17 protein-coding genes and 1 other RNA gene are annotated in these 19475 nt (G+C 62.3%); 14 read left to right on the top strand and 4 right to left on the bottom strand.

Going from position 1 to position 19475, the window contains the following annotated elements; translation table 11 throughout:
- Positions 1 to 53: 53 nt before the first annotated feature.
- Positions 54 to 323, top strand: coding sequence for a hypothetical protein (locus BG60_RS21090; protein ID WP_008342435.1), 270 nt, complete (start codon positions 54 to 56; stop codon positions 321 to 323).
- A gap of 382 nt (positions 324 to 705) precedes the next feature.
- On the opposite strand, the gene ssrA is transcribed toward BG60_RS21090, so the two are convergent.
- From ssrA to ompA, 4 genes are all read right to left on the bottom strand, one after another.
- Positions 706 to 1064, bottom strand: a transfer-messenger RNA (tmRNA) gene (gene ssrA / locus BG60_RS36640).
- Between the two features lie 59 nt (positions 1065 to 1123).
- Complete coding sequence (gene gph, locus BG60_RS21085; protein ID WP_008342397.1) at positions 1124 to 1888, bottom strand: phosphoglycolate phosphatase; 765 nt, start codon at positions 1886 to 1888, stop codon at positions 1124 to 1126.
- A gap of 4 nt (positions 1889 to 1892) precedes the next feature.
- On the bottom strand, positions 1893 to 2591 hold the full coding sequence (gene ubiG / locus BG60_RS21080; protein WP_008342396.1) for a bifunctional 2-polyprenyl-6-hydroxyphenol methylase/3-demethylubiquinol 3-O-methyltransferase UbiG: 699 nt from the start codon (positions 2589 to 2591) through the stop codon (positions 1893 to 1895).
- A gap of 192 nt (positions 2592 to 2783) precedes the next feature.
- Positions 2784 to 3446, bottom strand: coding sequence for an outer membrane protein OmpA (gene ompA, locus BG60_RS21075; protein ID WP_033537188.1), 663 nt, complete (start codon positions 3444 to 3446; stop codon positions 2784 to 2786).
- Between the two features lie 732 nt (positions 3447 to 4178).
- Here ompA and gyrA point away from each other — a divergent pair.
- From gyrA to rfaE1, 13 genes are all read left to right on the top strand, one after another.
- A complete protein-coding gene (gene gyrA / locus BG60_RS21070; RefSeq protein WP_075583528.1) occupies positions 4179 to 6824 on the top strand; it encodes a DNA gyrase subunit A in 2646 nt (881 codons plus the stop codon).
- A gap of 150 nt (positions 6825 to 6974) precedes the next feature.
- Positions 6975 to 7589 carry a DUF2059 domain-containing protein gene (locus tag BG60_RS21065; protein ID WP_008342389.1) on the top strand — a complete coding sequence of 205 codons (615 nt, stop codon included), beginning with the start codon at positions 6975 to 6977 and terminating at the stop codon, positions 7587 to 7589.
- Between the two features lie 207 nt (positions 7590 to 7796).
- The gene (gene serC / locus BG60_RS21060) at positions 7797 to 8879 is read left to right on the top strand and encodes a 3-phosphoserine/phosphohydroxythreonine transaminase (protein WP_008342388.1); all 1083 of its coding nucleotides are present in this window, start codon (positions 7797 to 7799) and stop codon (positions 8877 to 8879) included.
- A 26-nt stretch (positions 8880 to 8905) separates the two neighbouring features.
- Positions 8906 to 9988, top strand: coding sequence for a prephenate dehydratase (gene pheA / locus BG60_RS21055; RefSeq protein ID WP_034472713.1), 1083 nt, complete (start codon positions 8906 to 8908; stop codon positions 9986 to 9988).
- 34 nt (positions 9989 to 10022) lie between these two features.
- Positions 10023 to 10943 (top strand): prephenate dehydrogenase, encoded by a 921-nt coding sequence (locus BG60_RS39635; protein ID WP_034472710.1) that lies wholly within the window; start codon positions 10023 to 10025, stop codon positions 10941 to 10943.
- A gap of 21 nt (positions 10944 to 10964) precedes the next feature.
- Complete coding sequence (aroA, locus tag BG60_RS39630; RefSeq protein ID WP_008342383.1) at positions 10965 to 12269, top strand: 3-phosphoshikimate 1-carboxyvinyltransferase; 1305 nt, start codon at positions 10965 to 10967, stop codon at positions 12267 to 12269.
- A gap of 75 nt (positions 12270 to 12344) precedes the next feature.
- Positions 12345 to 13031, top strand: coding sequence for a (d)CMP kinase (gene cmk, locus BG60_RS21040; protein ID WP_008342380.1), 687 nt, complete (start codon positions 12345 to 12347; stop codon positions 13029 to 13031).
- A 112-nt stretch (positions 13032 to 13143) separates the two neighbouring features.
- Complete coding sequence (rpsA, locus tag BG60_RS21035) at positions 13144 to 14874, top strand: 30S ribosomal protein S1 (RefSeq protein ID WP_174447740.1); 1731 nt, start codon at positions 13144 to 13146, stop codon at positions 14872 to 14874.
- 23 nt (positions 14875 to 14897) lie between these two features.
- Entirely contained in the window at positions 14898 to 15227 is a 330-nt protein-coding gene (locus BG60_RS21030; RefSeq protein ID WP_008342376.1) for an integration host factor subunit beta, read from the top strand.
- Positions 15228 to 15522: 295 nt separating this feature from the next.
- On the top strand, positions 15523 to 15816 hold the full coding sequence (locus BG60_RS21025; protein WP_008342374.1) for a LapA family protein: 294 nt from the start codon (positions 15523 to 15525) through the stop codon (positions 15814 to 15816).
- A 38-nt stretch (positions 15817 to 15854) separates the two neighbouring features.
- Complete coding sequence (gene lapB, locus BG60_RS21020; RefSeq protein ID WP_008342373.1) at positions 15855 to 17030, top strand: lipopolysaccharide assembly protein LapB; 1176 nt, start codon at positions 15855 to 15857, stop codon at positions 17028 to 17030.
- Between the two features lie 82 nt (positions 17031 to 17112).
- Positions 17113 to 18516: a UDP-glucose dehydrogenase family protein gene (locus BG60_RS21015; protein WP_034472707.1), complete on the top strand. Its 1404-nt coding sequence runs from the start codon at positions 17113 to 17115 to the stop codon at positions 18514 to 18516.
- Positions 18482 to 19456 carry a D-glycero-beta-D-manno-heptose-7-phosphate kinase gene (gene rfaE1, locus BG60_RS21010; protein ID WP_008342371.1) on the top strand — a complete coding sequence of 325 codons (975 nt, stop codon included), beginning with the start codon at positions 18482 to 18484 and terminating at the stop codon, positions 19454 to 19456. The genes BG60_RS21015 and rfaE1 overlap by 35 nt, the downstream gene beginning before the upstream one ends.
- The last annotated feature ends 19 nt before the right edge of the window (positions 19457 to 19475 follow it).

Below are 19475 nucleotides of genomic sequence, written 5' to 3'. Positions count from 1 at the left end.
GCCATCGACGGCGAATTGAGCTAACCTAACGCTTTGCTGTCGACTTCACTGCCATGAAACTCTCGTTGCTTGCTTGTTCTTCCGCCGCGCTCGTCGCTGGCGCGATCTATATGGTTCCCGTCGCCTTTGCCCAGAACTCGCCGGGCGTGCCGGGCGGCGTGCTGCAGGACCAATTCCGTTTGAACGAGCATCCGCAGATGCAGTTCGCGGCGTCGGCGCCGTCAGCGAAATATCAGCAGGGCAAATCGGCCATGCGCCGCCGTGGCGATAACGGCGATCCGAACGGCTGCAATCTGAAGTGTCCGCAGGACGGTTCGAACTAAGGCAAAAAAAGACCTCGCACGGAGCGAGGCCAAGGTACTTGGAATGACACCTGGCCCGCCGCAAACCTCCGACGTTCCGAAGTGCAGCTTCAGAATAGGCTGAGGCTCGGACGGCGAGAATCGGAGTTTTCTGAGTAAACCGGCTTCCGATCTGTTGGTCATTGACACAAAGCAACAGCATTCGGACCGCTCCGATACGAACGCAGCGCGTGGCCGCCTATTCTCTCGGACGTAGCGATGGTTGTCTCTGTCCTCGCTATGTCTCTCAAGGATGTTTGCCCCGCCCCCGTGCGGGGCTTTTTTTCGTCTGTCGTTGTGCCTGCCGTGCGGCCAAAGAAAAACCCGCGATGCTTGCGCGATCGCGGGTTTCACGGGGGTGTTTTGGTGGAGGCGGCGGGAATCGAACCCGCGTCCAGAAGCGCTCTACGACCAGTTCTACATACTTAGTTCTGTCATTTGATTTAACCGTAACGACGCGGACGAACACGCTGCGTTACGGCGATTCACTAGATTTTCGACTCGGGCGTCGTGACGCCACCAAAGCTTATCTGACGTATATGACCTCTCGTGGTATTGCTACCCTAACCCGTCAGCGAATTAGTGAGAGGACGGCTAGCCCTTAGGCTGCCAGTGCGAACGTATCGTCGTTTGCAGTTACGTTTTTCCCATTGATTAACGAGGTGACGGGTCCTCGGTATGCCCTGACCGCTTCACAACCCCTGTCGAAACCAGGTCGCCCCCAAGCGGAAGAGAAATTATCCCACGAAAAGCCATATGAGGCGAATCGCGGGACTTTCAAGTCAGGCGATGTCACGCAGCAGATGCTGCAACTCCTCAGGCGAATCGACGACGTGATTGGCGTGCCAGCGGCGCGGCGGAATATCGTCGCCGCAATAGCCGTAGGCTGCCGCAACGGTGATCATGCCAGCCGCGAAACCGGCCTGCACGTCGCGCAAATCGTCGCCGACATAGACGATGCGCTCCGGCGCCACATCCAGCAGCTCGGCCGCGTGCAGGAGCGGTGCCGGATGCGGCTTCGAATGCGGCGTCGTGTCGCCGCAGACGAGGCAGCCCGCGCGCGTGTCGAGTCCCAGCAAGGCCACGAGCGGCGCGGCGAACCGCGTCACCTTGTTCGTGACGATGCCCCAGCGCACGCCGCGCGCATCGAGTTGATCGAGTATCTCGGCGATGCCCGGAAAGAGCGTTGTCTCGATGCACAAATCGGCTTCGTAATTGGCGAGGAATTCCTCGCGCATCGACGCGAAGTCGTGATGCTCCGGCCCGATCTCGAACGCGCCGCCGAGCAGACCGCGCGCGCCCCCCGACGCGAATGGCCGCAACGTTTCGAGCGGGCGCATTTCGAGGCCGCGATCGTGCCGCATCTTGTTCACCGCGGCGACGAGGTCGGGCGCGGTGTCGGCGATCGTGCCGTCGAGGTCGAACAGCACGGCCTGGCACAGCCCGAGGCCATCGCCTTCTGCGAGGCGCTGGGGCAGGGGATTCGTGTCTTCCGGAAGGGGCGTGGTATCGATGGTGCCCGTAGACAAGGGATCGTCGTTGGTCATGGCGTCAGGCTTCGCGGCGGCAAGCCATCATGTAGTTGATGCTCGTGTCGTTCGACAGGCCGAAGTGCCTGGAGATCGGCCGATACGTGATGCCCTTGATATCGACGGGCAAGAGCGAGGCGGCGCGCGCGAACGTGGCGAGCTCCGACGGTTTGATAAAGCGCGCGTAATCGTGCGTGCCGCGCGGCAGCATGCGCGCGATGTATTCCGCGCCGATGACGGCGAACAAATACGCCTTCGCGTTCCGGTTCAACGTGGAGAAGAATACCCAGCCGCCCGGCTTCACGAGCGCGGCGCAAGCGGCAACGGTGCCCGCGGGATTCGGAACGTGCTCGAGCATCTCCATGCAGGTGACGACGTCGTATGAGCCCGGTTCGCGCGCGGCGAGCGCTTCCGCCGAGATTTCTTCGTACGCGACCTCGACGCCGCTTTCGAGACTGTGCAGATCCGCGACGCCGAGCGCGCTCGACGACAAGTCGATGCCTTTGACGTTCGCGCCGCGCGTGGCCATCGACTCGGACAAAATGCCGCCGCCGCAGCCGATGTCGAGAACGCGTTTGCTCATCAGATGCGCGTGTGCGTCGATCCAGTCGAGCCGAACCGGGTTCAGTTCATGCAGCGGCTTGAACTCGGCGTTCGGGTCCCACCAGCGATGCGCGAGCTCGCTGAATTTCTGCAGTTCGTGGGGATCGACGTTGGTCATGTTCGGGAGTGCCTTGTTTGAGTCGTGAATCGATTAGGACCGAGTATATAGGCGACGCAATGGGCGGGCAAAACGCGCCATAGCCGAAGCCTACCTGAATCGGCGGCCCATTAAACGAATGCGCGAAATGCTTCGGGCATAAAAAAACCCCCGCGGAGGCGGGGGTTTGATCTGCGGCAATCCTGCTCGCTATTACTGCTGCGGCTGACGCGTCGTGCCGACAACTTCGACTTCCACGCGACGATCCGGTGCGAGGCAAGCGATGAGTTGCTTGCGATTCTTCTGTTGGCAGCTACCCTTCGTGACCGGGTCGCGCTTGCCCTTGCCTTCCGTGTAGATACGGTTGGCTTCGATGCCCTTGCTGACCAGGTAAGCCTTCACAGCTTGCGCACGGCGCAGCGACAGACGATCGTTGTACTTGTCCGAACCGATGCGGTCGGTGTAACCCGTTGCAACCACGACTTCGAGGTTCAGCGCGCCGATCTTCGATGCCAGGTCGTCAAGCGCCGTCTTGCCAGCCGGCTTCAGAACAGCCTTGTCGAAGTCGAACAGGGCGTCAGCTTGATACGTGATCTTTTGCGTCGTGATAGCAGGCGGCGGCGGAGCGACCGGCGTCGGCGGCGGTGCAACTTGCGCGACCAGCGCGCCGTCGCACTTCGCGTTTGCCGTAGCCGGCGTCCAGAATGCGTCGCGCCAGCACAGTTCGTTCGTGCCGTTCATCCACACATACTCGCCCGTACCGTTCACCCAGTTGTCATTCACGGCTTGTCGCGAGGCCGGCACCGACTGTGCCGAGGCCGATGCAGCCATAACTGCGGTAGCTGCAATGAACGCGAGCTTTGAAAGTTTATTCATATTTCTCCTCTCGAAATTGAGATTACCGCAGGTTTACTGCGAGCCTGTAGACGAAGACAAGTCATACATTGCTCGAAGTATAACATTCCCTACGGAACAAAACGCGCTGTATAGACTTCGAGCAGTGTCTAAGTTTGTGCGTTGGCATTTTGCCATATCGTTCCCTTGCAACGATAAAAATATCCCCGCACGCTGCGCGCCCGCAACCTTATGTGGTGCATGCGCAACAAGAAGGGGACAGGAGACGGTCAGGCCCGAAGAAGGCGCGAAATCCGCGCATATTGCGTGCCTGAATGCCATTTCCTGCGTGTTTTTATCGCGGGTACTTTATCGATCAGCAAAAAGACGAGGCGGCATGATAGCCCGCCGAAGTGACGAAAGGACGGAAATCGTTCCCCGGTTTTTGTAAGTAATTGGTACGACGTTGCGCAATGCGAACTCGGCGTGCACATTCTGGCTGGACGGGCGCAACACACTGTATGTATACAGCAGTCGTCAGGGCGCTAATGTCGCGCATGGTAGAATCTCCTGATGCGCTGCGTTCGCACGCATAAATATGACATGCGCAGCATATGCACCGTACGCAGCGCTCAGAGGCGTGCGCCGCATATGGGGCGCGCAGCGTACGCCGGCTACGCCCCGCGGCAGCCTCATGTCGTGCGGCTGACGGGCGAGTTTCGCGAAATCGTCGCGCGCTGCCGTGTCGCCGCTGCATAGTTCAAGACACGGATAATGGATCAATTCGCCAAAGAGACTCTGCCAATCTCCCTCGAGGAGGAAATGCGCCGCTCGTATCTCGATTACGCGATGAGCGTGATCGTCGGGCGGGCGCTTCCCGATGTACGCGATGGCTTGAAGCCGGTGCATCGTCGGGCGCTCTACTCGATGCACGAGCTGAACAACGACTGGAATCGCGCGTACAAGAAGTCGGCGCGTATCGTCGGTGACGTCATCGGTAAGTACCATCCTCACGGCGACGCGTCCGTCTACGAGACGATCGTTCGGATGGCGCAGCCGTTCTCGCTGCGCTACATGCTGGTCGATGGCCAGGGCAACTTCGGTTCGGTCGACGGCGACAACGCCGCGGCGATGCGTTACACCGAAATCCGCATGGCGAAGATCGGCCACGAGCTTCTGGCCGACATCGACAAGGAAACGGTCGACTTCGGGCCGAACTACGACGGCAGCGAAAACGAGCCGCTCGTTCTGCCGGCGCGCATTCCCAATCTGCTGATCAATGGCTCGGCCGGCATCGCGGTCGGCATGGCGACCAATATTCCGCCGCACAACCTGCGCGAAATCGTCGACGCCTGCCTGCATCTGCTGAATACGCCCGAGGCCACCGTCGACGAACTCATCGAGATCGTGCCGGCGCCGGACTTCCCGACCGCCGGCATCATCTACGGCGTGGCGGGCGTGCGCGACGGTTATCGCACGGGGCGCGGGCGCGTCGTGATGCGCGCGGCCACGCACTTCGAAGAGATCGACCGCGGCCAGCGCATGGCCATCATCGTCGACGAAATTCCGTATCAGGTGAACAAGCGCACGCTGCTCGAGCGCATCGCCGAACTCGTCAACGAGAAGAAGCTGGAAGGCATTTCCGATATTCGCGACGAATCCGACAAGTCGGGCATGCGCGTCGTGATCGAGCTGAAGCGCGGGGAAGTGCCGGAAGTCATTCTGAACAACCTGTACAAGCAGACTCAGCTGCAGGACACGTTCGGCATGAACCTGGTCGCGCTCGTCGACGGCCAGCCGAAGCTCCTGAACCTGAAGGAGATGCTCGAGTGCTTCCTGTCGCATCGACGGGAAGTGCTGACGCGGCGCACTGTATACGAACTGCGCAAGGCCCGCGATCGCGGGCACGTGCTCGAAGGTCTCGCTGTCGCGCTCGCTAACATCGACGAATTCATCGCGATCATCAAGGCCGCGCCGACGCCGCCTATCGCGAAGCAGGAACTGATGGCGCGTCCGTGGGATTCGTCGCTCGTGCGCGAAATGCTCACGCGTACCGAGACCGAGGCTTCGGGCGGCCGCGCGGCGTATCGTCCGGAAGGGCTGAATCCGGCATACGGCCTGCAGGAAGACGGTCTGTATAAATTGTCGGACGTTCAGGCGCAGGAAATTCTGCAGATGCGTCTGCAGCGCCTGACGGGTCTGGAGCAGGACAAGATCGTCGGCGAGTATCGCGAAGTGATGGCGCAGATCGCCGACCTGCTCGACATCCTCGCGCGGCCGGAGCGGATTCGCCAGATCATCGTCGAGGAGCTGGGCCAGATTCGCGCCGAGTTCGGCGACGACCGCCGTTCGCGTATCGAGATGAACGCGACCGAGCTCAACACCGAAGACCTCATCACGCCGACGGACATGGTCGTCACCATGTCGCATTCCGGTTATGTGAAGTCGCAGCCGCTTTCCGAATATCGCGCGCAGAAGCGCGGCGGTCGCGGCAAGCAGGCGACGCAGATGAAGGAAGACGACTGGATCGACACGCTCTTCATCGCGAACACGCACGATCACATGTTGTGCTTCTCGAATCGCGGCCGCGTGTACTGGATCAAGGTCTATGAAGTGCCGCAGGGCTCGCGCAACTCGCGCGGCCGTCCGATCGTCAACATGTTCCCGCTGCAGGATGGCGAGAAGATCAACGTCGTCCTGCCGGTCAAGGAATTCTCGGTCGACAAGTACGTGTTCATGACGACCGCGCTCGGCACGGTCAAGAAGACGCCGCTCGAAGCGTTCAGCCGTCCGATGAAGAAGGGCATCATCGCGGTGGGTCTCGACGAGGGCGATTACCTCATCGGCGCCGCCATCACCGACGGCCAGCACGACGTCATGCTGTTCTCCGACGCGGGCAAGGCCGTGCGCTTCGACGAGAACGACGTGCGCGCGATGGGCCGCGAGGCGCGCGGCGTGCGCGGCATGCAGCTCGAAGACGGGCAGCAGGTCATCGCGATGCTCGTTGCGGGCGGCGAGAATCAGTCGGTGCTGACGGCGACCGAGAACGGCTATGGCAAGCGCACCCCGATCAACGAGTACACGCGTCATGGCCGCGGCACGAAGGGTATGATCGCGATCCAGACGTCGGAGCGTAACGGCCGCGTCGTCGCGGCGACGCTCGTCGAGCCGGAGAGCGAGATCATGCTGATCACGACCGCGGGCGTGCTTATTCGCACGCGAGTTTCGGAAATCCGCGAAATGGGCCGTGCAACTCAAGGTGTTACACTCATCAGCCTTGACGAGGGAACGAAGTTGTCGGGACTGCAGCATATCGCCGAAGCGGAAGCCGAGGCCGAACTCGAGGCAGACGCCGGTTCGGAAGATTCTGCAGCGAAACCGGGTGACGCGGAAAATGGTGAAGGCGAAGAAAACGCCTGATATTTTTTGTGTCTCAACGCTCTCGTTATCGCTTTTGAAAGCTCGGATTGGTTAAGCTGCGCGACGTGACATGAGCGGGTTGCCGGCGTCGAAACGACAGGCAACGCTCGTCGCCAGTGCTGAACTGGATATTTTTTACAGGGAGTAATAATGCAAGGACGTTTCAAGCAGTGGATGTTGCTGGCCGCTTTCGTGCCGACCTTCGCGATGGCTCAGTCGCTTCAGAATCAGGCGCCCGCGCAAACGGCCGCACCGGCAGCCGCAGCAGCACCGGTTGATCCGGCCAAGCAAGCCGCGATCAAGGACCTGCTCGACGCGATCGACGCGCAGAAGCTGGTCGGTGCGATCGGTAACAGCGCGCAGATGCAATCGAAGCAACTCGTGCCGGCGATCCTCTCGGACGCGCTGTCCGAGAACAAGACGATGAACGACAAGCAGAAGCAAGCCGCCGTTCCGACGCTGCAGAAGAACGCAGTGCCGAAGCTGGTCGACTCCGCCGGCCAGGTTTTCGCCACCGACGCCTTCCGCAAGGACGCGATGCAAGCTCAGTACGACGCATACGCGAAGTACTACTCGACGGACGAGATCAAGGATCTGACCAACTTCTACAAGAGCACGACTGGCCGCAAGTTCATCCAGGTTCAGGACCAGGTTGGCCGCGACGTCGTGAATGGCCTGATGCAGAAGTACATGCCGCAAGCCATCAAGGCAACGCGCACGCAAGCCGATCAGGAAGTGGCGAGCGTCAAGCCGAGCGCCAAGTAAGCTCGATGACGTCGGCCTGACGGGAATCCGCCGGCGGGGCTCACCGCCCCGTGCATTGGCGGGTTTTCAGGACAGTGCGATAATGGCTGTTTGCGCGCGAGCGCAAGCAGCCATTTCTTTTTCGGGCGCGAAAACGGTGATTGCGCGGTCTTCGCTGCATTTGCCGCGCAATTCGCGCCTGCCGAATCGGATTTCCGGGACCTCCAGATGCGCGTGTTCAATTTCTCCGCCGGCCCAGCCGCCATGCCAGAAGAAGTCCTGAAGCAGGCAGCCGATGAAATGCTCGACTGGCAAGGCAGCGGCATGAGCGTGATGGAAATGAGTCACCGCGGCGCGGAGTTCATGTCGATCCACGAGGCCGCGCTCACCGATCTGCGTGAACTGTTGGACGTGCCGGCGTCGCATCGCATTCTGTTTCTGCAGGGCGGCGGCATCGGCGAAAACGCCATCGTGCCGATGAATCTGCTCGGCAAGCGGCAAACCGCCGACTTCGTCGTCACCGGTTCATGGTCGACGAAGTCGTTCAAGGAAGCGCAGAAGTACGGCACGCCGCATCTCGCGGCGAGCGGCAAGACCGAAGAAGGCTTCACGCGCGTGCCGGCTTTCAGCGAATGGAAGCTGTCGGACGATCCGGCCTACGTGCATCTGTGCAGCAACGAAACCATCGACGGCGTCGAAGCCTTCGAGATTCCCGATCTGGGCGACATCCCGCTCGTCGCCGACGCGTCCTCGCACATCCTCTCGCGCCCGATGGACATCGCGAAGTTCGGCGTGCTCTTCGGCGGCGCGCAGAAGAACATCGGCATGGCGGGCGTGACCGTCGTGATCGTGCGCGAAGACCTGCTCGACCGCGCGCTATCCATCTGTCCTTCGGCGTTCGAGTGGAAGACCGTCGCCGAGAACAACTCGATGTACAACACGCCGCCCACGTATGCGATCTACATCGCCGGTCTCGTGTTCAAGTGGCTGAAGAAGCAGGGCGGCCTCACGGCGATCGAAGCGCGCAACGTCGAAAAGGCGAAGCTGCTGTACGACACCATCGATTCGAGCGATTTCTACGTCAACAAGGTCGAGCGCCCGAACCGTTCGCGCATGAACGTGCCGTTCTTCCTCGCCGACGAATCGCGCAACACCGATTTCCTGGCCGGCGCGAAGGCGCGCGGGCTGTTGCAACTGAAGGGCCACAAGTCCGTCGGCGGCATGCGGGCATCGATCTACAACGCGGTGCCGATCGAGGGCGTGAAAGCGCTCGTCGATTACATGAAGGAATTCGAGCGCGAAAGCGCTTAAACCTGGCTTCAAACATCAAGCACCGCATGGACGACGATCTCAATACAAGACTCAAACCGCTGCGTGAGCGCATCGATGCGCTCGACGCGCAACTCATCGCGCTGCTGAATCAGCGCGCTTCCGTCGCGCTCGAAGTCGGCGAAGTGAAGAAGCATTTCAATGCGCCCGTGTTTCGTCCGGAGCGCGAGATGCAGGTCATCGCGCGCCTGCAGGAAATGAGCGACGGGCCGCTCGCCGACGAGCACATCGCGTCGATCTGGCGCGAGATCATGGCCGCGAGCCGCGCGCTCGAACAGACGATCAGCGCTGCGTTCCTCGGCCCGGTCGGCACCTATAGCGAACAGGCGATGTTCGAATACTTCGGGCATTCGATTCAGGGCGTGCCGTGCCCGTCGATCGACGAAGTGTTCCGCGCCGTCGAGGCGGGCGCGGCGCAGTACGGCGTCGTGCCGGTCGAGAATTCGGCGGAAGGCGCGGTGTCGCGCACGCTGGATCTGCTGCTGCAGACGTCGCTCTTGATCGGCGGCGAACTCGCGTTGCCGATCCATCACAATCTGCTGACCGCGTCCGGCACGCTCGACGGCGTGAAGCGCGTATGCGCGCATCCGCAGGCGCTCGCGCAGTGCCAGCGCTGGCTGTCCGCGAACGCGCCGCATTTGGAACGGCAAGCGGTGTCGAGCAACGCGGAAGCCGCGCGCATGGCGGTCGAAGATCCGACGGTCGCGGCCATCGCGGGCGATCGCGCCGCGACGCATTACGGCCTCGGCGTCGTGTTCTCGATGATTCAGGACGATCCGCACAATCGCACGCGATTCGTGATCGTCGGCAAGCAGCCGACGGATTCGAGCGGCCACGATCAGACGTCGCTCATCGTCACGGTGAAGAACGAATCCGGCGCGGTCTTCAAGCTGCTCGAGCCGCTCGCGAAACACGGCGTTTCGATGACGCGCTTCGAGTCGCGTCCCGCGCGTTCGGGCGCGTGGGAGTACTACTTTTATATCGACATCGAAGGCCATCGCGACGATGCCGCGGTTGCGGCCGCGCTCGACGAACTCGGGCGCAAGTCCGCGTTCCTGAAGATTCTCGGTTCGTATCCGCGGGCGCGTTGAGCGGCCGCTTCGTTTTCAGCTTCAGGCTGCATCGATGTTCTCTTTCAATAAACTGGTTATCTTCGGCGTCGGCCTGATCGGCGGATCGCTCGCGCGCGCGTTGCGTGAGCGCGCGGGGCTCGAAGGTCGCGTCGTCGGCGTGGGTCGGTCGCGTGCGTCGGTCGAGCGCGCCATCGAACTCGGCGTGATCGACGAAGCCGCCGCGCTCAACGACGACGCCGCGCTCGCCAAGGCGCTCGAAGGCGCCGACGTGGTATTGCTCGCCGCGCCCGTCGCGCAGACCGAGCCGCTGCTCGTGCGCATCGCGCCGTTTCTCGACGCGCGAACCATCGTCACCGACGCCGGCAGCACGAAAACCGATGTCTTCGCGGCGGCGAAGCGCGCGCTCGGTGCGCGCGTCGCGCAGTTCGTGCCGGGACATCCGATCGCCGGGCGCGAGTCGAGCGGCGTCGATGCGGCATTGCCCGATCTGTACGTCGATCGCAATGTCGTGCTGTGTCCGCTGCCGGAAAATGCGGCGGATGGCGTCGAACGCATCGCGTCGATGTGGCGCGCGAGCGGCGCGTGCGTGCGTCAGATGAGCGAGGCGCAGCACGATCGCGTGTTCGCGTCGGTGAGTCATTTGCCGCACGTGCTCTCGTTCGCGCTCGTCGATCAGATTCTCGACACGCCCGATGCCGATCTGAAATTCTCGTTCGCCGCAGGCGGCTTTCGCGATTTCACGCGCATCGCGGCGTCGAGTCCCGAAATGTGGCGCGATATCTGTCTCGCGAACCGCGCCGCGCTGCTCGCCGAGCTCGACGATTACACCGCGGTGCTCGCGCGTTTTCGCGCGGCGATCGACGCCTCGGACGGCGCGGCGCTCGAAGCGGCGTTCGCGCGTTCGCGCGTCGCCCGGAAAGAATGGCAGGAACGCGGCGGCATCAAGCCTTCGAACGACATCGCCGCCAAGTAAGCCGCGAAACAAGGAAACAACATGGAACATCTCGATCTCGGACCTTTCTCCCGCGCGTCCGGCACCGTGCGCCTGCCCGGCTCGAAGAGCATTTCGAACCGCGTGCTGCTGCTCGCGGCGCTTGCGCACGGCGAAACGTCGATCACGAATCTGCTCGATTCTGACGACACGCGCGTGATGCTCGCCGCGCTCCGGAACCTGGGCGTCGCCGTGCGCGAGGACGGCGAGCGCGTGATCGTCGGCGGGACGGGCGGCGCGTTTCCGTCGAAATCGGCGGAGCTGTTTCTCGGCAACGCGGGTACGGCGGTGCGTCCGCTGACCGCGGCGCTGGCCGTGAACGGCGGCGAATATCGCGTCCACGGCGTGCCGCGCATGCACGAGCGGCCGATCGGCGATCTCGTCGACGGGCTGCGCCAGATCGGCGCTGCGATCGATTACGAGCTCAACGACGGCTTCCCGCCGCTCAGGATCCACGCCGCGAAGATCGCCATCGACAAGCCGATCCGCGTGCGCGGCGACGTGTCGAGCCAGTTTCTCACCGCGCTCCTGATGAGCCTGCCGGTCGTGGAAGGCCGTAACGGTCCCGTTACGATCGAGATCGAAGGCGAACTCATTTCGAAGCCGTACATCGAAATCACGATTCGTTTGATGGAGCGCTTCGGCGTGACGGTCGAGCGCGACGGCTGGGCGCGCTTCACCGTTCCCGCCGGCGTGAGCTACAAGTCGCCGGGCGCGATCATGGTGGAAGGCGATGCGTCGTCGGCCTCGTATTTCCTGGCGGCGGGCGCGATCGGGCATGGACCGGTGCGCGTGGAGGGCGTCGGTCGTTCGAGCATTCAGGGCGATGTCGGCTTCGCGGACGCGCTGAACCGCATGGGCGCGAACGTGATGATGGGCGAGGACTGGATCGAAGTGCGCGGCGTCGAATCGGACGATGGCAGGCTCGCGCCCATCGACATGGATTTCAACCTGATTCCCGACGCCGCGATGACGATCGCCGTGGCCGCGCTCTTCGCCAGCGGCACGACGACGCTGCGCAATATCGCGAGCTGGCGCGTGAAGGAAACGGATCGCATCGCCGCGATGGCGAACGAGTTGCGCAAGGTCGGCGCGACCGTGGAAGAGGGTGCGGATTATCTCGTCGTCACGCCGCCGGCGAAACTGACGCCGAACGCCGCGATCGACACCTACGACGATCACCGCATGGCGATGTGCTTTTCGCTCGTGAGCCTCGGCGGCGTGCCGGTCCGCATCAACGATCCGAAATGTGTGGCTAAAACCTTTCCGGACTACTTCGACCGCTTCTCGACGCTCGTGAAAGCGTAACGGGAGCGCTGTACCGTGAAACGCGATGACTTCGACTTCCATGACCGTAATAACGGGCCAGAACGGCCAGACTCAATGAAACCGACCCGTCCTTTCGACCCAACACCAGTGATTACCATCGACGGGCCGACGGCGTCGGGCAAGGGCACGGTCGCGGCGATCGTCGCGGCGACGCTCGGCTTCCACCTGCTCGACAGCGGCGCGCTCTACCGGCTCGCGGCGCTCGCGAGCATTCGCTACGAAGTGGACAAGGACGACGCCCCCGGCCTTGCAAAACTGGTCGAGGCGCTCCATATCACGTTCCGCGAAGGTTGCGCGCAGCTCGATGGCGCCGATGTCTCGGGCGAAATCCGGCAGGAAGAAGTCGGCAACCGCGCCTCCGCGATCGCCGTGCATCCCGAAGTGCGCCAGGCGCTCGTCGCGCGCCAGCGGGCTTTTCGCAAGCGCCCCGGCCTCGTCGCCGACGGCCGCGACATGGGCACGGTCATCTTCCCCGACGCCACGCTGAAGGTGTTCCTGACTGCAAGCGTCGAGGCGCGCGCGGCGCGGCGGTATAAGCAATTGATGCAAAAAGGTTTTTCTGCTAATATGGATGACTTGCTGCGAGATTTGCGCGCACGCGATGCCCGGGACATGAACCGGAGCGCCGCGCCGCTCAAGCCCGCGGCGGATGCGAAGACGCTGGACACCTCCGGTTTGTCGATCGATCAAGCGGTCGAGCAGATCATCGGCTGGTTCAGCGAGATTCGTGTAGTGCAGTAGAAGTAAGGTGCTCTGCCGGGAGGCAGGGCGTGTGTTAAACCATTTAACCCCGTATGGCGTTGCGCATCTGGGTAAAACCCGCCGGTTCATTCCGAATCACCGCGCAAAGGCCGTGCAAATATCGATTTTTATGTCCGACCTGCAAACCTCCACCCCGAATACCGAATCCTTTGCGGCTCTGTTCGAAGAGTCGCTGACCAAGCAGGACATGCGCGCCGGCGAAGTGATCTCCGCCGAAGTCGTGCGTGTCGACCACAACTTCGTGGTCGTCAACGCTGGTCTCAAGTCCGAAGCCTATATTCCGCTCGAAGAATTCCTGAACGACGCGGGTGAAGTGGAAGTGCAGGCGGGCGACTTCGTTTCCGTCGCGATCGACGCGCTGGAAAACGGCTATGGCGACACCATCCTGTCGCGCGACAAGGCGAAGCGCCTCGCTTCGTGGCTGTCGCTGGAAAAGGCGCTGGACAACAACGAACTCGTGACCGGCACGATCACCGGCAAGGTCAAGGGCGGCATGACCGTGATGGTCAACGGCATCCGCGCGTTCCTGCCGGGTTCGCTCGTCGACACGCGTCCGGTCAAGGACACGACGCCGTACGAAGGCAAGACGCTCGAATTCCGCGTCATCAAGCTCGATCGCAAGCGTAACAACGTGGTGCTGTCGCGCCGCGCGGTCATCGAAGCGACGCAGGGCGAAGAGCGCGCGAAGCTGCTCGAGACGCTGAAGGAAGGCGCGATCGTCGAAGGCGTGGTCAAGAACATCACCGACTACGGCGCGTTCGTGGACCTCGGCGGCATCGACGGCCTGCTGCACATCACCGACATCGCATGGCGCCGCGTGCGTCACCCGTCGGAAGTCCTGTCGGTTGGCCAGGAAGTCACCGCCAAGATCCTCAAGTTCGACCAAGAGAAGAACCGCGTTTCGCTCGGCATCAAGCAACTTGGCGACGATCCGTGGGAAGGCATCTCGCGCCGTTACCCGTCGGGCACGCGCCTGTTCGGCAAGGTCACGAACATCACCGACTACGGCGCATTCGTCGAAGTGGAATCGGGCATCGAAGGCCTCGTCCACGTGTCGGAAATGGACTGGACCAACAAGAACGTTGCGCCGTCGAAGGTTGTTCAACTGGGCGACGAAGTCGAAGTCATGGTTCTCGAAATCGACGAAGACCGCCGCCGTATCTCCCTCGGCATGAAGCAGTGCAAGCCGAATCCGTGGGATGACTTCAGCCGCAACTTCAAGAAGGGCGACAAGATCAGCGGCGCCATCAAGTCGATCACCGACTTCGGCGTGTTCATCGGTCTGCCTGGCGGCATCGACGGCCTGGTTCACCTGTCGGATCTGTCGTGGTCGGAAACCGGCGAAGAAGCCGTTCGCAAGTACAAGAAGGGCGACGAAGTCGAAGCCGTGGTTCTGGGCATCGACGTCGACAAGGAACGCATCTCGCTCGGCATCAAGCAGCTCGAAGGCGATCCGTTCAGCAACTTCGTGGCGATCAACGACAAGGGCGCTATCGTCGACGGCGTTGTGAAGTCGGTCGATCCGAAGGGTGCGGTCATCACGCTGTCCGGCGAAGTCGAAGGCTACCTGCGTGCTTCGGAAATCGCGCAAGACCGCGTGGAAGATGCGCGCAACGTGCTGAAGGAAGGCGAGAAGGTCAACGCGATGATCATCAACATCGATCGCAAGTCGCGTGGCATCAACCTGTCGATCAAGGCGAAGGATTCGGCCGAACAGCAGGAAGCCATGCGCAGCCTGCAGGGCGACTCGAACGCCGCCGCGACCGGCACGACCAACCTCGGCGCGCTGCTCAAGGCCAAGCTCGACGGCCAGAACAGCTAAGCCCTTAACGGCACAGCTGCAGAATGACCAAATCGGAATTGGTCGCCCAGTTGGCGTCGCGATTTCCGCAACTTGTCCTCAAGGATGCGGATTTCGCGGTGAAGACGATGCTGGATGCGATGTCGGAGGCTCTGGCCAACGGTCATCGCATCGAGATTCGCGGCTTCGGCAGCTTCGGGCTCAATCGTCGTCCGTCGCGCGTCGGGCGCAATCCCAAGTCGGGTGAAAAGGTGCTGGTGCCGGAGAAATTCGTGCCGCACTTCAAGCCGGGCAAGGAGTTGCGCGAACGCGTCGACGGCCGCGCGGGCGAGCCGCTGAAAGCTTCGAATGACGACGATGCCGACGATCTCTGATCGGCACGCATCCTGACTGATGATCCTTCAGGATTTTCGGTTCGCGGCGTCGCCCTGCGAGGCAATCGACCAGAAAAGCACCCTTCGGGGTGCTTTTTTTATGCGCGGCGTTTCGATAGCAGCGATCCAGCGCGACGGGTGCGTTGTTTGCTAAAAATTCATGCGTCGAGCGGGCGACTGCCGGCGCTCGGGAGCATCAATTACAATACCGGTCACTTTGACCTGGGTGTTCAACCGCGCAGGCCCGGCCGAAACGGAAGGGCCGTCTGGTGCAACCGCTCTTGCGAGACCCTACATGAAATTCATCGTCTGGCTGATCCGCGTTCTGGTATTCGTGCTGTTGCTGGTGCTGGCGCTCGCCAATACCCAGCCCGCGACGCTGAACTTTCTCGCGGGCTACGCGTGGCAGGCGCCGCTTATTCTGATCGGCCTCGCGTTTTTCGTGGTGGGATTGCTCGCGGGGCTCGTGTCGGCTGTGCCGGCCAGGGTGCGTCTGCGCATGGAGAACGGGCGTCTGAAGCGCGAGCTGCGCGTCGCTCGCGAGACGCCGGTGGTGAAGGAAGAACCGCCGATGCCGCCGCTCATCTGACCTTTCGCGCAGACATCTGACACTCAACGACTAATCGCATGGATCTAGACTTCTGGTGGCTGCTTGTCATCCCCGTCGCTTTCGCGCTGGGGTGGATGGCGTCCCGCTATGACTTGAAAGCGCTGTTATCCGAAAATGCGAATCTGCCGCGCTCGTATTTTCGCGGCCTCAACTTTCTGCTCAACGAGCAACACGACAAGGCGATCGATGCGTTCATCGAAGTCGCCAAGCTCGATCCCGAAACGATCGAACTTCATTTCGCGCTCGGCAATCTGTTTCGCCGTCGCGGAGAGACCGATCGCGCGATTCGCGTGCATCAGAATCTGTTGAGTCGCGCCGATTTGCCGGTCGCGGAACGCGATCACGCGCTCTACGAACTCGGACAAGATTTTCTGAAGGCGGGCCTGCTCGATCGCGCCGAGGAAACGTTCAAGTCGCTCAACGCCGGCGAATATTCGCTCGGCGCGCAGCGCGCGCTGCTGACCATCTACGAGATCGAAAAGGACTGGCCGAAATCGATCGCGACGGCCGAGCAGATCGAAAAGATGGGCGCGCCCTCGCTGCATATGGAAATCGCGCATTTCCACTGCGAGCTGGCGCAGGAAGCGCTTCAGCGCAAGAATCCAGATGGTGCGCGCGCCGAACTGAAGCTCGCGCTGGCATCGAACCCGGACAACGTGCGCGCGACCATCCTGGCAGGCGATGTCGAAGCGGCCGCCGGCAACGTCGATGTCGCGATCGCGCACTGGAAGCGCGTCGAGGAGCAGAACGAGGCGTATCTGCCGCTCGTCGCCGAGAAGCTGATGAAGGCGTACGCCGCGCTCGGGCGCAAGGAAGAGGGCGTCGATCTGCTGATCGATTACGCGACGCGCTATCCGTCTAACGATCTGCTCGATGTCGCCTACAAGCACGTTCAAGAGTTGCGCGGTCTCGAAGCCGCGCACGAGCTGGCACGCAAGCAGATGCAAAGCGCGCCGAATCTCGCGGGCATGACGCGTCTGCTCGAGGCGCAGGAGGCGACGGCCGACGAGCCGCGCCGCGGCGAGCTCGAACTGATGCGTAATCTGGTGAAACAGCGCACTAAGAATCTGCCGCGTTATACGTGTCAAACTTGCGGGTTCCGTGCGCGTCTATTCTATTGGCAATGCCCCGGCTGCAGCGGCTGGGAGACGTACGCGCCGCGTCGCGTCGAGCCGATCACGAGCTCGGCCTGAGCCAGCGCGGCGAGCATGACATCGGGCGGCGCGCGAATGCGCCGCTTCTGCCACCGGCATTTCAGGAACAACCGGAAAGCGTATGAAAGTGACCATCGTCGGCACGGGTTACGTCGGTCTCGTAACCGGCGCGTGCCTTGCCGAAATCGGCAATGACGTGTTTTGCGTGGACGTCGATCCGCGCAAGATCGAAATTCTCAACAATGGCGGCGTGCCGATCCACGAGCCGGGCCTTCAGGAAATGCTGAGGCGCACGCGCGCGGCAGGCCGCATCCAGTTTTCCACCGACGTGAAAGCGAGCGTCGAGCACGGCGACATTCAATTCATCGCGGTCGGCACGCCGCCCGACGAAGACGGCTCAGCCGATCTGCAATACGTGCTCGCCGCCGCGCGCAATATCGGCAAGTATTCGAACGGCTTCAAGGTGATCGTCGATAAATCGACGGTGCCGGTCGGCACGGCGCTGCAAGTGAAGCGCGTCGTCGAGGAAGAGTTGCGGGCGCGCGGACTCGGCGAGTCGGAGAAGCACGGCTTCTCGGTCGTGTCGAATCCGGAGTTCCTGAAGGAAGGCGCGGCTGTGGACGACTTCATGCGCCCGGATCGCATCGTGATCGGCATCGACGACGACCGCGCGGGCAACCTCGCGCGCGAGAAGATGAAGCGCCTCTACACGCCGTTCAACCGCAATCACGAGCGCACGCTGTACATGGACGTGCGTTCGGCCGAGTTCACGAAGTACGCCGCCAACGCGATGCTCGCGACGCGCATCTCGTTCATGAACGATCTGTCGAATCTCGCGGATACCGTCGGCGCCGACATCGAATCGGTGCGGCGGGGCATGGGCTCGGATCCGCGCATCGGCTATCACTTCCTGTATGCGGGCTGCGGCTATGGCGGCTCGTGCTTCCCGAAGGACGTGCAGGCGCTCGCGCAAACCGCGCGCGAAAACGGCCACACGCTGCGCGTGCTCGAGGCGGTCGAAGCGGTCAATAACGATCAGAAGGAAGTGCTCGTCAACAAGATCGTGAAGCGCATGGGCGAGGATCTGCGCGGGCGCACGTTCGCCGTGTGGGGCCTCGCATTCAAGCCCAATACCGACGACATGCGCGAGGCGTCGAGCCGGCGCATCATCGAGGCGCTGCTGCAGCGCGGCGCCACGGTGCGCGGCTACGATCCCGTCGCGCGCGACGAGGCAGAGCGCGTGTTCGCGCTCGATCTCGCGGATCGCCCCGACGACTTCCAGCGCCTGCATCTCGTGAACACGCAACAGGATGCGCTGACGGACGCCGACGCGCTCGTCATCGTGACCGAATGGAAAGAATTCAAGAGCCCGGATTTCTGGCACTTGAAGAGCGCGTTGAAGACGCCGGTGATCTTCGACGGCCGCAATCTGTATGAACCGGAAGCGATGGCCGAAATGGGCATCGACTACTTTGCAATAGGACGTCCCCATGTCGAACTCGACCGCAACGGCAGCCACAACTAACGCCGATATTCCCGTCGTCCCGCTTGCGCGCGTTTCGGCGGCGCGCGTGCTCGTGGTCGGCGACGTGATGCTCGACCGCTACTGGTTCGGGGACGTCAACCGCATCTCGCCCGAAGCGCCCGTGCCGGTCGTGCACGTGCAGAAGAAGGAAGACCGCCTCGGCGGCGCGGCGAACGTCGCGCGCAACGCGGCGGCGCTCGGCGCGCAGGCCGGCCTGCTTTGCGTAGTGGGACATGACGAGCCGGGCGAGCGCATCGTCGAGCTGCTCGGCGAAAGCAAGGTCGCGGCGCATCTCGAGCGCGATCCCGAACTGCTCACGACCATCAAGCTGCGCGTGCTGTCGCGTCAGCAGCAGTTGCTGCGCGTCGATTTCGAGAACACGCCGAATCATGAAGTGCTGCGCGCGTGTCTCGAACGGTTCACCGAGATCCTGCCGCAGCACGACGTGATCCTCATGTCCGATTACGCGAAGGGCGGCCTCACGCACGTCACGCAGATGATCGCCGACGCGAAACGCGCCGGAAAGCCCGTGCTCGTCGATCCGAAGGGCGACGACTGGGACCGTTATCGCGGCGCGACGCTCATCACGCCGAATCGCGCGGAGCTGCGCGAAGTCATCGGCCAGTGGAAATCGGAAGAAGATCTGCACGAGCGCGTGAGGAAACTGCGTGCGGAGCTCGATCTTTCAGCGCTGCTCCTCACGCGCTCGGAAGAGGGCATGACGCTCTTCACCGAGGACCAGGTGCTGCACACATCGGCCGAAGCGCGCGAAGTGTATGATGTCTCGGGCGCCGGCGACACCGTCATCGCAACGGTCGCGACCATGCTGGGCGCGGGTGTGCCGCTCGTCGACTCGATCGTCTATGCGAACCGCGCGGCGGGCATCGTCGTGGGCAAGCTCGGTACGGCGACCGTCGACTACAACGAACTCTTCGCCTGACCTTATCTGAAATAACGCC

The organism is Caballeronia zhejiangensis, assembly GCF_000698575.1.
Lineage (GTDB): Bacteria > Pseudomonadota > Gammaproteobacteria > Burkholderiales > Burkholderiaceae > Caballeronia > Caballeronia zhejiangensis.
The sequence above is the reverse complement of the archived record's forward strand: the minus strand, read 5'-3'. Positions and strand labels throughout refer to the sequence as shown.

Excerpts from the sequence above, each read along its gene's own strand:
- BG60_RS21090 (WP_008342435.1), top strand. The coding sequence starts at position 54 with ATGAAACTCTCGTTGCTTGCTTGTTCTTCCGCCGCGCTCGTCGCTGGC.
- gph (WP_008342397.1), bottom strand. The coding sequence starts at position 1,888 with ATGACCAACGACGATCCCTTGTCTACGGGCACCATCGATACCACGCCC.
- ubiG (WP_008342396.1), bottom strand. The coding sequence starts at position 2,591 with ATGACCAACGTCGATCCCCACGAACTGCAGAAATTCAGCGAGCTCGCG.
- ompA (WP_033537188.1), bottom strand. The coding sequence starts at position 3,446 with ATGAATAAACTTTCAAAGCTCGCGTTCATTGCAGCTACCGCAGTTATG.
- gyrA (WP_075583528.1), top strand. The coding sequence starts at position 4,179 with ATGGATCAATTCGCCAAAGAGACTCTGCCAATCTCCCTCGAGGAGGAA.
- BG60_RS21065 (WP_008342389.1), top strand. The coding sequence starts at position 6,975 with ATGCAAGGACGTTTCAAGCAGTGGATGTTGCTGGCCGCTTTCGTGCCG.
- serC (WP_008342388.1), top strand. The coding sequence starts at position 7,797 with ATGCGCGTGTTCAATTTCTCCGCCGGCCCAGCCGCCATGCCAGAAGAA.
- pheA (WP_034472713.1), top strand. The coding sequence starts at position 8,906 with ATGGACGACGATCTCAATACAAGACTCAAACCGCTGCGTGAGCGCATC.
- BG60_RS39635 (WP_034472710.1), top strand. The coding sequence starts at position 10,023 with ATGTTCTCTTTCAATAAACTGGTTATCTTCGGCGTCGGCCTGATCGGC.
- aroA (WP_008342383.1), top strand. The coding sequence starts at position 10,965 with ATGGAACATCTCGATCTCGGACCTTTCTCCCGCGCGTCCGGCACCGTG.
- cmk (WP_008342380.1), top strand. The coding sequence starts at position 12,345 with ATGAAACCGACCCGTCCTTTCGACCCAACACCAGTGATTACCATCGAC.
- BG60_RS21030 (WP_008342376.1), top strand. The coding sequence starts at position 14,898 with ATGACCAAATCGGAATTGGTCGCCCAGTTGGCGTCGCGATTTCCGCAA.
- BG60_RS21025 (WP_008342374.1), top strand. The coding sequence starts at position 15,523 with ATGAAATTCATCGTCTGGCTGATCCGCGTTCTGGTATTCGTGCTGTTG.
- lapB (WP_008342373.1), top strand. The coding sequence starts at position 15,855 with ATGGATCTAGACTTCTGGTGGCTGCTTGTCATCCCCGTCGCTTTCGCG.
- BG60_RS21015 (WP_034472707.1), top strand. The coding sequence starts at position 17,113 with ATGAAAGTGACCATCGTCGGCACGGGTTACGTCGGTCTCGTAACCGGC.
- rfaE1 (WP_008342371.1), top strand. The coding sequence starts at position 18,482 with ATGTCGAACTCGACCGCAACGGCAGCCACAACTAACGCCGATATTCCC.